Source organism: Salmonella sp. JXY0409-18 (genome assembly GCF_020268625.1).
GTDB lineage: Bacteria > Pseudomonadota > Gammaproteobacteria > Enterobacterales > Enterobacteriaceae > Salmonella > Salmonella enterica.
The window spans coordinates 222,274-236,279 of the sequence record NZ_CP084217.1 but is presented as its reverse complement, the minus strand read 5'-3'; the positions used below and the strand labels follow the sequence as shown (position 1 = coordinate 236,279).

Sequence of the window (14,006 nt, the reverse complement as noted above, 5' to 3'; positions counted from 1 at the left end):
CTACTGGTTGTTCATCTGGTGACGAAGCTTATAATATGTGGAAACGCCAAGGCCCGCATGGTCGCAGGCGATCCTGAGCCTGACCCCTCTGCTTCTGAGTGCGTCAATTTCCTGGATCTTTTTGATATCGGCGCCGGGGCGCCCTGTTTTTTCACCCCGTGCTTTTTTCGCGGCGATGCCGTCGGCCTGCCTTTCCTTCAGTAAGGCTCGTTCAAACTGGCTGAATGCCGACATCATGTGCAGCTGCAGTTCCTGCATCGGATTGTTTGTGCCGGCGCTGAACGTCAGCTGCTCTTTCAGAAAAATAAGGGTAACGCCCTGGTCACGAAGCCGGGTGGTGACAGCGCACATATCCGACATATTCCGGCAAAGGCGATCGATGGAATGAACCAGAAGCGTATCACCAGGGCGTAATTGCCCCAGGAGTTCCTGTAACCCCGGGCGGTTTGTGTCCTTCGCGCTGGCATGCTCAACACAAATTTTATCAGGCTGAAAACCCGCCTTTGACAATGCCTCTTCCTGACGGGCCGTATTCTGATCGGCCGAGCTTACCCTGATGTAGGCATATTGCACGCAAAACCTCCGGAAGGTCTTTAAACATCATAGAGATTTAAAGAATAATCCATAAACACTGATTTAGGGAGGTTTATAGACATTTTTTCGGGGATCTGAGAGGCATGCTGAAAACGTATACCTTTATAGACATCAGTCAGCGACGACGGCCCAGCCAGATAACTTCAGGCTCCAGTACCGGAGATGCAAGGTCGAGCCTGCTCAGTTGCCGGTTGATTTTGTGGCGGTTGAACCTGACAGCATCCAGGTCGTCAGCAAAAGGGCGGATCTCGCCGACCGTTGTTTCATCATCCGCATTAACGATAGCTTCAAGAAACGCCAGGGTTTTATCGAACTCATCCGCAGCTGTGGCTCCGGGCATACCATGGCCGCTTATACAAAACGGCGCTTTCAGCGTAGAGTTTTCATAAATGGCCTCAACACGAATGTCATGAAGCCAGTGCTCAAAGAAATTGTATTCATAGGTAAAGCGATCGCCAGCATCAAAAGCAAAATCATCAATCACGACCCGGAACGGATTATCGACAAAACCGATGCCTCCTTCGTAGGAGATACCGTAATCTTTGCCATAAATGTGAAATTGATGGAGATGGTCGTCCCCCCAGCCCTGCACTATCTGGAAAATGAAGTGAAGCGCGGCCAGTGACGTGTCGGCAGCAATTCTCAGCCGACGCCAGACCATCGGACTGACTCCATGAACTGCTATTTTGATGACGTAGATCTTCATAGTCAGCAGGTATTGTTATGAAATGATGGTGGTTATTTTAACCCCTGTAGATGGCATCATTCGATGGCTGCCCCGAGGTTTTTCATGCTCTCCTTATTCAAAGGCCTTACATTTCAAAAACTCTGCTTACCAGGCGCATTTCGCCCAGGGGATCACCATAATAAAATGCTGAGGCCTGGCCTTTGCGTAGTGCACGCATCACCTCAATACCTTTGATGGTGGCGTAAGCCGTCTTCATGGATTTAAATCCCAGCGTGGCGCCGATTATCCGTTTCAGTTTGCCATGATCGCATTCAATCACGTTGTTCCGGTACTTAATCTGTCGGTGTTCAACGTCAGACGGGCACCGGCCTTCGCGTTTGAGCAGAGCAAGCGCGCGACCATAGGCGGGCGCTTTATCCGTGTTGATGAATCGCGGGATCTGCCACTTCTTCACGTTGTTGAGGATTTTACCCAGAAACCGGTATGCAGCTTTGCTGTTACGACGGGAGGAGAGATAAAAATCGACAGTGCGGCCCCGGCTGTCGACGGCCCGGTACAGATACGCCCAGCGGCCATTGACCTTCACGTAGGTTTCATCCATGTGCCACGGGCAAAGATCGGAAGGGTTACGCCAGTACCAGCGCAGCCGTTTTTCCATTTCAGGCGCATAACGCTGAACCCAGCGGTAAATCGTGGAGTGATCGACATTCACTCCGCGTTCAGCCAGCATCTCCTGCAGCTCACGGTAACTGATGCCGTATTTGCAGTACCAGCGTACGGCCCACAGAATGATGTCACGCTGAAAATGCCGGCCTTTGAATGGGTTCATGTGCAGCTCCATCAGCAAAAGGGGATGATAAGTTTATCACCACCGACTATTTGCAACAGTGCCCTCAATAACGTGATCGAGGCCGATCACGGAAAGCTCAAGATACTGATCAAGCCGGTGCGCGGTTTCAAATCGATCCCCACGGCCTATGCCACGATCAAGGGATTCGAAGTCATGCGAGCCCTGCGCAAAGGACAGGCTCGCCCCTGGTGCCTGCAGCCCGGCATCAGGGGCGAGGTGCGCCTTGTGGAGAGAGCTTTTGGCATTGGGCCCTCGGCGCTGACGGAGGCCATGGGCATGCTCAACCACCATTTCGCAGCAGCCGCCTGATCGGCGCAGAGCGACAGCCTACCTCTGACTGCCGCCAATCTTTGCAACAGAGCCCGCCGTGCTAGTCTGCTCGGTGATGGTGGAGTGAAGCCAACCCGCAATCGGGTTATGAATCTGCATCGCGATTCGCAATCAGCTGTCTCTTGAGCATGTCGAACTCCTGCGATGTTATCTCGCCGTGCTCGTGCTGCTACACCAACTTGTCCAACTCATCCGCCACACCGCTCCCCACCACCTGCGATGGCCAGGTTGTTTGCTGGGCGCATTGGCGGAGTATCGTCTCGACCCGGGACACCCACACCGGCACAACCTTACGGGAGTGATTCACTGTCAAAGAATCGGCCCGGTGCTCTGACGCAAGTATCGGGATGGTCACCATTTGTAAGCCGTAGACCTGAGTGGTGATCAAGACTTCGATACCACCGACCGTACCGGTACTAATCGACGACGGTCGTGTTCGTCGCCTGCCGCAGGGACTCTGCACACCTCCGTTTACGCATGTGCCTGGAGGAGTTGGAAATCGTCGTGTTCGGGAAACATTAAACACAGGATGGCAGCGATCTGAGCCAGCACATGATCAGCTAGCTCACCATCCGGATCGACGGCCCACTGCATCGTCGCGCCAGCGATGACCGAGTGCAGGAGCAACTCAGCTGCCGCAGGAGCACCTGGGGGCAGTCGCTTGCGGATCCCCTCCACCACCGCGCGGTTCCGCTGGATCGCAAGCGTGCGTAGCTCCGGCACCTGGAGCTCGTACCAGGAGATGAGATAGTTCACCGAGAAGTCGTTGCGAGTGTTCATGCTCCGAACGAGCACCTGCAAAAATTCCCAGAGCCCTTGCGGCCCTGCGCCTATCGGTATCGCATTCAGGTAATGCCGCACCTGCTCGACGCCGCGCTCCATCATCCTCACCAGCAGCGTATCGCGGTTGGTGAAGCGCTGGATTAACGCTGCGCGGGAGAGCCCCACCTCCTTTGCTACTCCGCTGAGCGTGAACTCTATGGGACCGCAACGCTTCAGCACTACGGTGGCGGCCTCGAGTACCTCGTCATCGGACTTGAGCTTGGGGCGGGGCATCAGTGTTCACCTTCTGTATGGGTTGGGGCGGAGGCTGTGGCTGCCGCCGCCATTGTAGCAAATTGAAGACGGAGCGAGAGTAGAGCCACGAGCCCCGCAAACACGGCCGATACAACGAGGCCAGGGAGCGGACCAGCAAGGTCGACAAACGCGCCGGCCGCAAGCATAACCATGGGCGAGGCTGACAGCATCACCGCCGAGACCGTGCCGAGTACCCGGCCGAGAAGTTCTGGCGGCGTGCGGTTGTAGATGGCAGCGTTGAGAATGGGAGAGACTGAGCCGGTCAGCAGTCCCACGAGCGCGCCCAACAACATCAGCACCGGCACGCCTGGCAACTGTGAAAGCAGAAGCGAGCCCACCGCAGAGCCACAAAATGCCACCGCCAGCCAGTTCTGCGCTGATATCCGGGCGCCGACCGACGCATGAATGGCAATGCCAAGGAGACCACCAGCCCCCATCATTGAGGAGAACAGCCCGAGCTCTGCTACTTGGCGTCCTGCATCTACAAACAGCGCAGGCATGATGACGCTGCCGTTGGCGCCAACGATGCCCACGAAGATCATCACTATACCAAAGAGAGGGCGCAGCAGGGGTTCGCTCCAGAGAAAAGCGACGCCGGCGCGCATGGAGAGAGTCGCCGTCGTGGTCATCGTCCGAGCGGCACGCGCGGGAAGCACCCACGCGCCGAGCAGACCTGCAAGGACGGAGCAGAACGCCGTCAGCCCGAGCGTTGGCGCAGCGCCAAGCAGGCCGATTGCGGCCCCCCCAAGGGCCGGGCCACCTAGAATCGCGACGTTCCCGATCACCGCTTTCAGTGACGAGACGCGCTCAACGGAGAGCCCGGCGACGTGGCCGAGTTTGGGCAGCTCACTGTCCTGCGCGGCCATACCGGGTGCGTCGAACGCAGCACCGAGCACCACGCAAGCGATCAGCCCAGTGTTCGAGAGGGCGCCAACGGCATCGAGCAGTGGGATGCTCGCCATGGCCACGCCGCCCACCACACCCGAGATCAATGCGACGGGCGCGCGCCCGAACCGATCGACGAGGCCACCACCAACCCACGCGCCGATGATGGTCGCGATGACGCTGCTAGCGGCCGTGGCGCCCGCCCAGGCCGCGCTCTTTGTATGAGACAGGACGAACCATGGAAGCGCGAGGGCCGCCACCGCGTTGCCGATCCGGAAGAGAAAGGTCGCCGCGAACAGCGTCGCGAGCGGGCTATATCGACGTTCGCTCATTCCGCTGCGGCGAGCTGCGCCTTCGCCGCAGCGAGGTACTCTTCGTTACCCGAGTCGAGGGCGAAGAGTGCGTAGGTGACCGCCCCGAACGCAAGGCGCTCCGCGATGTGGTGGGCGAGCCGCGGCCACACCCGGCCACCGGCCGCTTCATACGTGAGGAGGAGCTTCGCGAGCCCCTCTTCACCAAAGACCATAAGGTGCGCGGCCATGTCGATGGCAGGGTCATCAACGCGGGCCTCGCTCCAGTCGATCATCCCGCTGACGCGCTCCGTGTTGTCGATGAGCACATGGCCCACGTAGAGATCGCCATGCACCACCACGGAGAAATCTGGCCACGACGAATCGTCGTCGAGCCAGCGCTGCCACCGGTGGAGGCGCTTGTCGTTCACCACGAACTCGCGTCGGACGCGGTCAACGTCGTCGGCCACCTTCTGACGGGCCTGCGTCGGTGTACGGATGAGCATCCCCGCATCCACGGCGGCGGAAATGGGGACGGCATGCAGGGCGGCGAGCGCGGTCGCGAAGCTCTCCGCGAAGACCTCCGAGTCCTGCGGCACGACCCAGTCGGGCGTGGACGAACCAGGCTGGATGACCATCGCAGTCGAGTCTTCGAGCATGGGATAGGCAACGAGCTCGGCGTTGGCCACGCGCCAGTCCGGCACCGCGAACGGCAGGCGATTCTTGAGCATTGCCAGCACCCGCGCCTCTGGTTCGACCTTCGCGCTTACCTCGGCTCGGCGCGGGATGCGCAGCACCCACCGACGTCCATCGTCGACGGTGGCGATCACGATCCTATAGTCGAGCCCAAGCTCATTGACAGTCAGCGGGCCATGGAGCTTGAGCCCATGTCGGGCTGCAAGTGCGTACAGTTGGGAGGTATCGGCGGTCGTGACTACGGTCATGATTCACTCCTGAGGGCTTGACGGGTTTAGCCACCTAAATGTAACAGTCACGTCGGTTATATTCAATCCGGCACTGTTGCAAAGTTAGCGATGAGGCAGCCTTTTGTCTTATTCAAAGGCCTTACATTTCAAAAACTCTGCTTACCAGGCGCATTTCGCCCAGGGGATCACCATAATAAAATGCTGAGGCCTGGCCTTTGCGTAGTGCACGCATCACCTCAATACCTTTGATGGTGGCGTAAGCCGTCTTCATGGATTTAAATCCCAGCGTGGCGTTGATTATCCGTTTCAGTTTGCCATGATCGCATTCAATCACGTTGTTCCGGTACTTAATCTGTCGGTGTTCAACGTCAGACGGGCACCGGCCTTCGCGTTTGAGCAGAGCAAGCGCGCGACCATAGGCGGGCGCTTTATCCGTGTTGATGAATCGCGGGATCTGCCACTTCTTCACGTTGTTGAGGATTTTACCCAGAAACCGGTATGCAGCTTTGCTGTTACGACGGGAGGAGAGATAAAAATCGACAGTGCGGCCCCGGCTGTCGACGGCCCGGTACAGATACGCCCAGCGGCCATTGACCTTCACGTAGGTTTCATCCATGTGCCACGGGCAAAGATCGGAAGGGTTACGCCAGTACCAGCGCAGCCGTTTTTCCATTTCAGGCGCATAACGCTGAACCCAGCGGTAAATCGTGGAGTGATCGACATTCACTCCGCGTTCAGCCAGCATCTCCTGCAGCTCACGGTAACTGATGCCGTATTTGCAGTACCAGCGTACGGCCCACAGAATGATGTCACGCTGAAAATGCCGGCCTTTGAATGGGTTCATGTGCAGCTCCATCAGCAAAAGGGGATGATAAGTTTATCACCACCGACTATTTGCAACAGTGCCAGAGCGAGGCCCATTGACGCCACAACGTAGGCGAGGCCACCTCCCAGTAGAACGGGGCGGCGCCCCAGTCGGTCCGATAGCGGTCCAAACAAGAGCTGACCGGCACCAATCATGACCAAGTACGTTGTCAGCGTAAGCTGAATTGTGCTCGCTGTCGTACCAAGCGCGTTTGGCATAAACGGCACTGCTGGCAAGTACATGTCCATGCCGAGTGATGCCAATAAATCGAACGGTGATAACAACAACACCGTGGCGGCAAGGGAGTACCGCCAACTAAAGTTTTTTGAGCGCACGAAACCATCTCCTTGAACAAAGGATTTGGCGGCGCTCCCGTAGAGCAAAAGGATTCATGAGAACGCCGCAACAACCGAAAAATGAAGGTTGCTGCGGCTTACTTGTCTGCGTTCTTGGAAGTGCTCATCTGCTGACTATCTCATGATTGAATTTGAATCGTAACAACTTTCAAGCAACTCTGCGAGGAGCCTTATTGTGCGCCCAACGCCGCCATAAACGGCGACAGGGTGGCGCGCCTATTGCGCATAAAATGGCGAAGCCATGCGCAACAGGCGCGGAATCTCTGGCGTCCGGTTTGATGGCTTTGTTATGCAAAGGACTAGTCTTCAATGACGTGTAAACCACGGCGCTTTAAGTCCTCTAACGAATCCAACATTCCCCTTATTAATTCAACAGGATGCCCCTCCCAGTCTTCAACAACGCCAACAATTCTCAAGGGTTCGCAGGTTCTATAGGACTGTGTTGGATTACCGGGAAATTTTTTGTTCGTAAGATTCGGATCGTCTTCGAACGGTCCTGTTGGCTCAACTATGTATATGTAGCCGCGACCCTCGAGGCCAGACAGTGACATAGCAAGTTCAGCTCCCCAAACTGCTGGCTCCATCAAGGCTGAAAAGTAGATGTGCTTAAGAATACGACCGTCCTCGAAATGAGAGATGAACCCTGTGGTTAGCAAGTCACCAATCGCCAAATTGGCTTTGGTTCCATGATAGAACGGTCCTTGCACCTGCTTGTAATTATCATGAGAGATGGGAATCCAATCTTTTACCATTTTAAGACCCTTAATTGTTGGGATTTGGCTGCATAACGTCGCTATCAATCGCGGAAAAGGCGTAGTGCGCGAAGCGAACGAAGCTTTTTGCCGTCGATTGCATAGCTTTGTTAACCCTTTTTCCAAATTTGATAGCAATAGTTAATGTTTGAAGTAAAGTGTTGCTCAAAAACAACTTCGAAGGTATTTGGAATACTCGGGAAGAAAACATCCCCCTCTGGCTCGATGTCGATCGTCGATAAGTGGAGCGTAGAGGCCATGGGTAATGTTTCTCGGTAAATTTCTCCGCCACCAGACACTATAACGTGACCGGTGAATTCAGCTAGCCTGTCCATGGCCTCTTCGATTGACTGAAATACAACTACATTGTCATCATTTGATGTCCAACCTGAGCGGGTAACGACCGCGTATTTCCTATTGGGGAGTGCGCCCATAGATTCAAACGTCTTGCGACCCACCAGAAGCCACTGATTGTAGGTCAATGCTTTAAAAAGTAGCTGCTCCCCTTTCGCGGACCAGGGTATGTCTGGACCGCAACCAATCACGCCGTTTTTCGCTTTCGCAGCCATCAATGATACTTTCAAGGTTCTCATCCTGGGTTAACTTTGTTTTAGGGCGACTGCCCTGCTGCGTAACATCGTTGCTGCTCCATAACATCAAACATCGACCCACGGCGTAACGCGCTTGCTGCTTGGATGCCCGAGGCATAGACTGTACAAAAAAACAGTCATAACAAGCCATGAAAACCGCCACTGCGCCGTTACCACCGCTGCGTTCGGTCAAGGTTCTGGACCAGTTGCGTGAGCGCATACGCTACTTGCATTACAGTTTACGAACCGAACAGGCTTATGTCCACTGGGTTCGTGCCTTCATCCGTTTCCACGGTGTGCGTCACCCGGCAACCTTGGGCAGCAGCGAAGTCGAGGCATTTCTGTCCTGGCTGGCGAACGAGCGCAAGGTTTCGGTCTCCACGCATCGTCAGGCATTGGCGGCCTTGCTGTTCTTCTACGGCAAGGTGCTGTGCACGGATCTGCCCTGGCTTCAGGAGATCGGAAGACCTCGGCCGTCGCGGCGCTTGCCGGTGGTGCTGACCCCGGATGAAGTGGTTCGCATCCTCGGTTTTCTGGAAGGCGAGCATCGTTTGTTCGCCCAGCTTCTGTATGGAACGGGCATGCGGATCAGTGGGCACTGTTGCAAAGTTAGCGATGAGGCAGCCTTTTGTCTTATTCAAAGGCCTTACATTTCAAAAACTCTGCTTACCAGGCGCATTTCGCCCAGGGGATCACCATAATAAAATGCTGAGGCCTGGCCTTTGCGTAGTGCACGCATCACCTCAATACCTTTGATGGTGGCGTAAGCCGTCTTCATGGATTTAAATCCCAGCGTGGCGTTGATTATCCGTTTCAGTTTGCCATGATCGCATTCAATCACGTTGTTCCGGTACTTAATCTGTCGGTGTTCAACGTCAGACGGGCACCGGCCTTCGCGTTTGAGCAGAGCAAGCGCGCGACCATAGGCGGGCGCTTTATCCGTGTTGATGAATCGCGGGATCTGCCACTTCTTCACGTTGTTGAGGATTTTACCCAGAAACCGGTATGCAGCTTTGCTGTTACGACGGGAGGAGAGATAAAAATCGACAGTGCGGCCCCGGCTGTCGACGGCCCGGTACAGATACGCCCAGCGGCCATTGACCTTCACGTAGGTTTCATCCATGTGCCACGGGCAAAGATCGGAAGGGTTACGCCAGTACCAGCGCAGCCGTTTTTCCATTTCAGGCGCATAACGCTGAACCCAGCGGTAAATCGTGGAGTGATCGACATTCACTCCGCGTTCAGCCAGCATCTCCTGCAGCTCACGGTAACTGATGCCGTATTTGCAGTACCAGCGTACGGCCCACAGAATGATGTCACGCTGAAAATGCCGGCCTTTGAATGGGTTCATGTGCAGCTCCATCAGCAAAAGGGGATGATAAGTTTATCACCACCGACTATTTGCAACAGTGCCACGCAAAGACGTAATGAGCAGTGTATCCCCTGCCACAATACCCTCTTCAGGGATGCTGTCAGTGGACGTCCAGTACTGACCCGCCAGCAAAGAATGAAATCGCTCTAAACGGTCAATGCTATTTTTGCTGACCAGGTCACCCATATACTTTTCCTTCCAGATTCGTGTGTTAGGTGAATCATACCAGATTGCCCTTGCCGTCTAATAACGCAGAAAACTGTGAATCCAAAATTCCTTAAATTCAAACCTGTCCAATATAAAAGATGGCTCTTTTTCTTATCCAGTGTTAAGCGATAATGCTCAATTTTATTTCATTATTGTCAGAATCAAAATAATCTGAAAATAAAAAAGGCTTCAGAATTGAAGCCTCTATATTATACAACGTGAATGTATTTTATTTATCTTTCACCGGGTTCATTTCCCAGTATCTTTCACGTACGTTTTCTTGGCAATGGTCCGCTCGCTCCGGCGTGTCCCTTTTACGAGTAGCAAATGCTTCAATTACGGCATTCAAGTCTTTTTCTTTGATTTTAGATCCAACAGGCAAGTTTTCTTCAAACTCAGTCCTTACCAGTTCTTTCGTTTTTTTATAATCGGTTTCACTTTGGATTTCAGGTTTTAAACAAATATCGGCAACCATCACATCTGATTTGCCCGGGATCGGTTTTTTCCCGTTTTCAGATGCAAGGACCGCAGAGGAGGTAAAGGCGACAGACAGAGTTGCACATAACAGAAGGTATTTTAATTTCATGACTCACTCCATGATTATCAATGATGGTTGCTCAGACACATCATTTATACCATGCCTGTCACCGAATACGAGATCCCCATATTTTGGCTTTAAATATTATCCAATAGGGTTTCATACACCTGGCTTCTGAAAGCAAGGTTCAAGGAGCTTCAGGGGGAAATCAGATTGTTGTCGACCCAGTACTTGTGCAAACCTACCACCCAATTCCTGGAAATGGACGAAAGTTCATGCGCCAGTTCACGACAGCATTCAGGCGTAAAAATACGTATGGGTCCTGAAGTACCGATATCAACAGACATGATAAACTCCAGAATGTTGCCATGGCATAGGTTGTTTCTCAGCCTGACAATTTCTGCTTCAGGTGTTCTCCCGGCTGCTACCTTAACCAACATATCCTGCTCGGCTGGAAATGAAAGTAATTCTACCGGCACCCCTTCCTGCTTGGCCTTTCTCAGTAAGGCATTACTCATTACGGAGATACCCTCCAAGTCCACCAGCTCAGGAGCTGCATGCTGATCGTTAACTGTTGGTTTCAGCATCAGCGACTTCAACGTAACCATGAGTGATGTTTCAATCCCGTTCAGGAAGCTCGTACAGGCCGGTATCCATAGTTCGTGATGCAACGCCTCGGTTGCTTGTTTAAAGAACCAGTCAATCACGGGGACAGTGTGATAATCATAATAGTGATTTATCTCGCTGAATCTTGACATATAAGCATCGTACTCAGCCTGGTCTTCAGGAGATAAAAAATTTGGTGGGAGGGGCATCAGAATCCTTTCATCCTAGCTTGTATACCTTCTTCGTAGGCCAGCTCGCCATTATCGGTAAAAGATGGTTTTTGGTGTTTGTGACAAAGCTTAATTTTTCGTCAGGCTCGATAGCGTTACCGGAGAGATTTGATCTTTTCTCTGTAACTCGCAATACTGTTTATACATACAGTATGAGAATTCGAGTGTAGCTATGTCTGTTATCCTTGAGCACATTAGCAACAAGCCTTACGAAATGGCACCTTTTTTCAGTGATTTACTGAGCTGTGGAGTGATGAGTCCGTGCGCCGGGCATGAAGATAATGAATTAAATTTGCATGAATATGTAGTCCGTAACCGCCCCTCAACCTTCTTTGTCAGGGCGGCGGGCCTCAGTATGATCAATGCCGGTATCAATGATGGCGCTATTCTGGTTGTGGATCGGTCTTTAACGGCACGACACGGCTCTATCGTCGTTGCGCTGGTGGATGGAGAGTTCACGGTAAAGATCTTACACACGTATCCTGAGCTGCTTTTGATGCCTTCTAATCCAGCCTATAAGCCGATACGTGTAAATCCCGAATCCCTTGAGATATGGGGCGTCGTCACCTTTGCACTGAATCAGTTTAGCCATGTACATGCACGTTGATATTAACGGGGCCTATGCGGCATTTGAGTGTGCGATGGATCCCAAGCTGGCAAAAAAGCCGCTCATCATAGCCAGCAATAACGATTCGTCCGTCATTGCAATGAATAAACTGGCTAAAAGCGTTGGTATTAAGCGTGGGACCCCAATTTTTAAGTGCAGGGATTTGATTCAGCAACACCAGATCGAAGTCCGGAGCTCTAACTTTACTTTGTATGAAGACTACTCAAATCGCTTCCATGAAACGCTGGAAAGCTTCGCGCCTCAATCGAGTCGATATAGCATAGATGAAAATTTCATGTTATTGAAAAACATGAACAAGATAATAGATTATGAAGATTACGGCCGGTTGATCAGAAGTACACTTCTTCATAATCTGTCCCTTACCTGTGGTGTGGGGTGTTCAAGCACCAAAACCCTGGCTAAATTATGCACCTATGCGAGCAAACGATGGGCAGCTACAGGCGGGGTTGTAGTTTTGACTGATCAGGCCAGGATCAGGAAGCTCCTGGGCCTTATCAGTACCAGAGAAATATGGGGTATTGGTCAAAAGATCAGTGAACGCCTGTCGGCTTTCGGGATCATCACTGCCGGTGATTTTTATAATAGCGACGTTCGCTTTTTACGTAAAAGCTTTGGCGTTGAAATCGAGCGTACCTGGCGGGAACTGCATGGCGAACCATGTTTCCGGCTGCATGAATCCCCTCCTGTCCGGCAACAGATTATCGTTTCCAGAAGTTTTGGTCAGCGCCTTAATGAGATAGGCAAGCTACATGAGGCAGTTTCATTTTTTACCGCCCGGGCGGCAGAGCAGCTGCGCAAGGATGGCTCGTGGACCCGTCAAATCACAGTCTTCATTCAGAGCAGCAATTATGCGCAAGGTGAAAACCGCTACAGCAATTGTGGTATCGAGCCGCTTACCGCTACACAGGACACCCGCGATCTGGTTGATGCAGCCATGACCATCCTGAACCGCATTTACAAACCCGGGATAGCGTATGCGAAAGCTGGGGTAATGCTCTCCGCTATGACTGACGGCACAGAGCAACTCAGCCTGTTTGATGAGCGCCCGGCCAGGCCTGGCAGTCAGGCACTGATGAAAGTTATGGACCGGTTCAATAAAGAAAAGCGCGGAGCTCTGTTTTTGCTGGGGGAAGGCATTCAACAGGATTTTCGTATGAAACAGGCCATGCTATCACCGAGATATACGACCCGCTGGGATGAATTACTCGTTGTAAAAGCGTAGCGGCCATGACCGGCATGGCCGTACTCATCAAAAGTGAAAGTAACTTTAGGCCCCGCGAGCTTTTTCGATTGCGCCCTGCAAAGTTGCTGCGTCCATAGCCCCGGGGATAAATGTGGTAGTCGCCGCATTCGGCTTTTTCATATTCATAATGATGAAGCCGGGTGTGCCGGTGATCCCAAGCGCTTCGCCCAGCTGCATGTTGCCGGAGATCACGTTTTCATATCGGTTTTTTTCCCTGTCAGAAAACGTGCTGTTAAACCCTGACTTATCCACCACAGTATTAAAGTCGCTGAGTTCGAATTTGCGTTGAGAGGTCATGAAGGTATGAGCCACAGCCATCAGGTTGTTGTGGTATTTACGATAGGCTTCAGCACCGAAATTCTGATAGACGTGCAGACCCGTAGCGGCCCCCATGGCAGATACAGGTTTTGAACCGGCAAAAATCGGGAATTCTTTAAAGAAGAATTTTACATCTTTGCTCTGATTCATTACCGATTCAACAACAGGTGTAACCCGCATGCAGTAAATACACTGATAGTCGAAGAACTCGATTACCGCGACGTCGGCGTCATCCGGGCCGATGTTTGGCGTCTCCTTGGTATCCAGCAGAGCTGGCGCATATGGAATTATTCGTTCCACTGAGGCACTTACGTTCTGATTTTCCAGCGCCTTACCTGCTTCCACTAAATAATGGGGATTTTTTACCAGGTAAGTAGCGGCAATTTTGCCAATTTCTTCCTCACTGAGCACCTTCGGTTTAAAATAAGTTGCCGCGATTAACGCCGAGGCAGCGGTAGCAATTACCGCAGAAATTAAAATCGTGGCCATCGGTTTTAAATAAAATTCTTTAGACATAGCTACCTTTATGCTTTTCAGCCTGTTAGTTATTAACCTGCGATGGATTATACTGGCCCGGTAAATCGGAATTATTCGTGAAACAATGCTTTTTGGAGATTAAAGGATGATTAGGCAGGGCTTTATACTCACAACCGCAATGCTT

Annotated in this window: 17 protein-coding genes and 2 pseudogenes; 4 read left to right on the top strand and 15 right to left on the bottom strand. The window is 52.5% G+C overall.

The genetic code is table 11. The annotated features are described in order from the left end of the window. From LDB27_RS23580 to LDB27_RS23570, 3 genes are all read right to left on the bottom strand, one after another. On the bottom strand, positions 1 to 573 hold the full coding sequence (locus LDB27_RS23580) for a recombinase family protein (RefSeq protein WP_001493762.1): 573 nt from the start codon (positions 571 to 573) through the stop codon (positions 1 to 3). Positions 574 to 709: 136 nt separating this feature from the next. Further along, positions 710 to 1,300 (bottom strand): plasmid pRiA4b ORF-3 family protein, encoded by a 591-nt coding sequence (locus LDB27_RS23575; protein WP_012477564.1) that lies wholly within the window; start codon positions 1,298 to 1,300, stop codon positions 710 to 712. Positions 1,301 to 1,406: 106 nt separating this feature from the next. Next, on the bottom strand, positions 1,407 to 2,111 hold the full coding sequence (locus LDB27_RS23570) for an IS6-like element IS26 family transposase (RefSeq protein ID WP_001067855.1): 705 nt from the start codon (positions 2,109 to 2,111) through the stop codon (positions 1,407 to 1,409). Between LDB27_RS23570 and LDB27_RS23565 the strand changes: the two genes are divergently transcribed. Beyond that, positions 2,088 to 2,441 (top strand): DDE-type integrase/transposase/recombinase, encoded by a 354-nt coding sequence (locus LDB27_RS23565; RefSeq protein WP_100250109.1) that lies wholly within the window; start codon positions 2,088 to 2,090, stop codon positions 2,439 to 2,441. The two genes, LDB27_RS23570 and LDB27_RS23565, sit on opposite strands and share 24 nt — an antisense overlap. A gap of 492 nt (positions 2,442 to 2,933) precedes the next feature. Here LDB27_RS23565 and mphR(A) read toward each other — a convergent pair whose 3' ends face one another. From mphR(A) to dfrA14, 7 genes and pseudogenes are all read right to left on the bottom strand, one after another. Beyond that, a complete protein-coding gene (mphR(A), locus tag LDB27_RS23560; protein WP_001137892.1) occupies positions 2,934 to 3,518 on the bottom strand; it encodes a macrolide-binding transcriptional repressor MphR(A) in 585 nt (194 codons plus the stop codon). Next, positions 3,518 to 4,756, bottom strand: a complete 1,239-nt coding sequence (gene mrx(A), locus LDB27_RS23555) for a macrolide resistance MFS transporter Mrx(A) (protein WP_000004159.1) — start codon at positions 4,754 to 4,756, stop codon at positions 3,518 to 3,520. Before mrx(A) ends, mphR(A) begins: the two co-directional genes overlap by 1 nt. Beyond that, positions 4,753 to 5,658 (bottom strand): Mph(A) family macrolide 2'-phosphotransferase, encoded by a 906-nt coding sequence (locus LDB27_RS23550; RefSeq protein ID WP_000219391.1) that lies wholly within the window; start codon positions 5,656 to 5,658, stop codon positions 4,753 to 4,755. The genes mrx(A) and LDB27_RS23550 overlap by 4 nt, the downstream gene beginning before the upstream one ends. Positions 5,659 to 5,779: 121 nt before the next feature. Continuing rightward, the gene (locus tag LDB27_RS23545; protein ID WP_001067858.1) at positions 5,780 to 6,484 is read right to left on the bottom strand and encodes an IS6-like element IS26 family transposase; all 705 of its coding nucleotides are present in this window, start codon (positions 6,482 to 6,484) and stop codon (positions 5,780 to 5,782) included. 62 nt (positions 6,485 to 6,546) lie between these two features. After that, a pseudogene (locus tag LDB27_RS23540) lies at positions 6,547 to 6,840 on the bottom strand (MFS transporter); the annotation flags it as partial. A gap of 320 nt (positions 6,841 to 7,160) precedes the next feature. Next, positions 7,161 to 7,613 carry an NAD(+)--rifampin ADP-ribosyltransferase Arr-2 gene (locus LDB27_RS23535; RefSeq protein ID WP_000237816.1) on the bottom strand — a complete coding sequence of 151 codons (453 nt, stop codon included), beginning with the start codon at positions 7,611 to 7,613 and terminating at the stop codon, positions 7,161 to 7,163. Positions 7,614 to 7,723: 110 nt separating this feature from the next. After that, a complete protein-coding gene (gene dfrA14 / locus LDB27_RS23530; RefSeq protein WP_004201280.1) occupies positions 7,724 to 8,197 on the bottom strand; it encodes a trimethoprim-resistant dihydrofolate reductase DfrA14 in 474 nt (157 codons plus the stop codon). 155 nt (positions 8,198 to 8,352) lie between these two features. Here dfrA14 and intI1 point away from each other — a divergent pair. Beyond that, a pseudogene (intI1, locus tag LDB27_RS23525) lies at positions 8,353 to 8,796 on the top strand (class 1 integron integrase IntI1); the annotation flags it as partial. A gap of 53 nt (positions 8,797 to 8,849) precedes the next feature. Here intI1 and LDB27_RS23520 read toward each other — a convergent pair. The 4 genes from LDB27_RS23520 to LDB27_RS23505 form a co-directional block, all read right to left on the bottom strand. Further along, complete coding sequence (locus LDB27_RS23520) at positions 8,850 to 9,554, bottom strand: IS6-like element IS26 family transposase (protein ID WP_001067858.1); 705 nt, start codon at positions 9,552 to 9,554, stop codon at positions 8,850 to 8,852. 36 nt (positions 9,555 to 9,590) lie between these two features. Then, positions 9,591 to 9,761 (bottom strand): hypothetical protein, encoded by a 171-nt coding sequence (locus tag LDB27_RS23515; RefSeq protein ID WP_152919720.1) that lies wholly within the window; start codon positions 9,759 to 9,761, stop codon positions 9,591 to 9,593. 250 nt (positions 9,762 to 10,011) lie between these two features. Further along, positions 10,012 to 10,368, bottom strand: a complete 357-nt coding sequence (locus LDB27_RS23510) for a hypothetical protein (protein WP_000770127.1) — start codon at positions 10,366 to 10,368, stop codon at positions 10,012 to 10,014. 149 nt (positions 10,369 to 10,517) lie between these two features. Further along, positions 10,518 to 11,135: a hypothetical protein gene (locus LDB27_RS23505; protein WP_001130842.1), complete on the bottom strand. Its 618-nt coding sequence runs from the start codon at positions 11,133 to 11,135 to the stop codon at positions 10,518 to 10,520. Between the two features lie 193 nt (positions 11,136 to 11,328). On the opposite strand from LDB27_RS23505, the gene umuD reads away from it, so the two are divergent. After that, complete coding sequence (gene umuD / locus LDB27_RS23500) at positions 11,329 to 11,763, top strand: translesion error-prone DNA polymerase V autoproteolytic subunit (protein ID WP_000111290.1); 435 nt, start codon at positions 11,329 to 11,331, stop codon at positions 11,761 to 11,763. Next, the gene (gene umuC, locus LDB27_RS23495) at positions 11,747 to 13,006 is read left to right on the top strand and encodes a translesion error-prone DNA polymerase V subunit UmuC (RefSeq protein ID WP_042634445.1); all 1,260 of its coding nucleotides are present in this window, start codon (positions 11,747 to 11,749) and stop codon (positions 13,004 to 13,006) included. Before umuD ends, umuC begins: the two co-directional genes overlap by 17 nt. A gap of 45 nt (positions 13,007 to 13,051) precedes the next feature. Here umuC and LDB27_RS23490 read toward each other — a convergent pair whose 3' ends face one another. Then, positions 13,052 to 13,861, bottom strand: coding sequence for a DsbA family protein (locus LDB27_RS23490; protein WP_000031377.1), 810 nt, complete (start codon positions 13,859 to 13,861; stop codon positions 13,052 to 13,054). Between the last annotated feature and the right edge of the window lie 145 nt (positions 13,862 to 14,006).

What these genes read in the sequence shown, in the direction of transcription:
- LDB27_RS23575 (WP_012477564.1), bottom strand. Translation starts at nt 1,300, where the DNA reads ATGAAGATCTACGTCATCAAAATAGCAGTTCATGGAGTCAGTCCGATG.
- LDB27_RS23565 (WP_100250109.1), top strand. Translation starts at nt 2,088, where the DNA reads ATGCCGGCCTTTGAATGGGTTCATGTGCAGCTCCATCAGCAAAAGGGG.
- LDB27_RS23570 (WP_001067855.1), bottom strand. Translation starts at nt 2,111, where the DNA reads ATGAACCCATTCAAAGGCCGGCATTTTCAGCGTGACATCATTCTGTGG.
- LDB27_RS23550 (WP_000219391.1), bottom strand. Translation starts at nt 5,658, where the DNA reads ATGACCGTAGTCACGACCGCCGATACCTCCCAACTGTACGCACTTGCA.
- LDB27_RS23545 (WP_001067858.1), bottom strand. Translation starts at nt 6,484, where the DNA reads ATGAACCCATTCAAAGGCCGGCATTTTCAGCGTGACATCATTCTGTGG.
- LDB27_RS23535 (WP_000237816.1), bottom strand. Translation starts at nt 7,613, where the DNA reads ATGGTAAAAGATTGGATTCCCATCTCTCATGATAATTACAAGCAGGTG.
- LDB27_RS23520 (WP_001067858.1), bottom strand. Translation starts at nt 9,554, where the DNA reads ATGAACCCATTCAAAGGCCGGCATTTTCAGCGTGACATCATTCTGTGG.
- LDB27_RS23515 (WP_152919720.1), bottom strand. Translation starts at nt 9,761, where the DNA reads ATGGGTGACCTGGTCAGCAAAAATAGCATTGACCGTTTAGAGCGATTT.
- LDB27_RS23510 (WP_000770127.1), bottom strand. Translation starts at nt 10,368, where the DNA reads ATGAAATTAAAATACCTTCTGTTATGTGCAACTCTGTCTGTCGCCTTT.
- LDB27_RS23505 (WP_001130842.1), bottom strand. Translation starts at nt 11,135, where the DNA reads ATGCCCCTCCCACCAAATTTTTTATCTCCTGAAGACCAGGCTGAGTAC.
- umuD (WP_000111290.1), top strand. Translation starts at nt 11,329, where the DNA reads ATGTCTGTTATCCTTGAGCACATTAGCAACAAGCCTTACGAAATGGCA.
- umuC (WP_042634445.1), top strand. Translation starts at nt 11,747, where the DNA reads ATGTACATGCACGTTGATATTAACGGGGCCTATGCGGCATTTGAGTGT.
- LDB27_RS23490 (WP_000031377.1), bottom strand. Translation starts at nt 13,861, where the DNA reads ATGTCTAAAGAATTTTATTTAAAACCGATGGCCACGATTTTAATTTCT.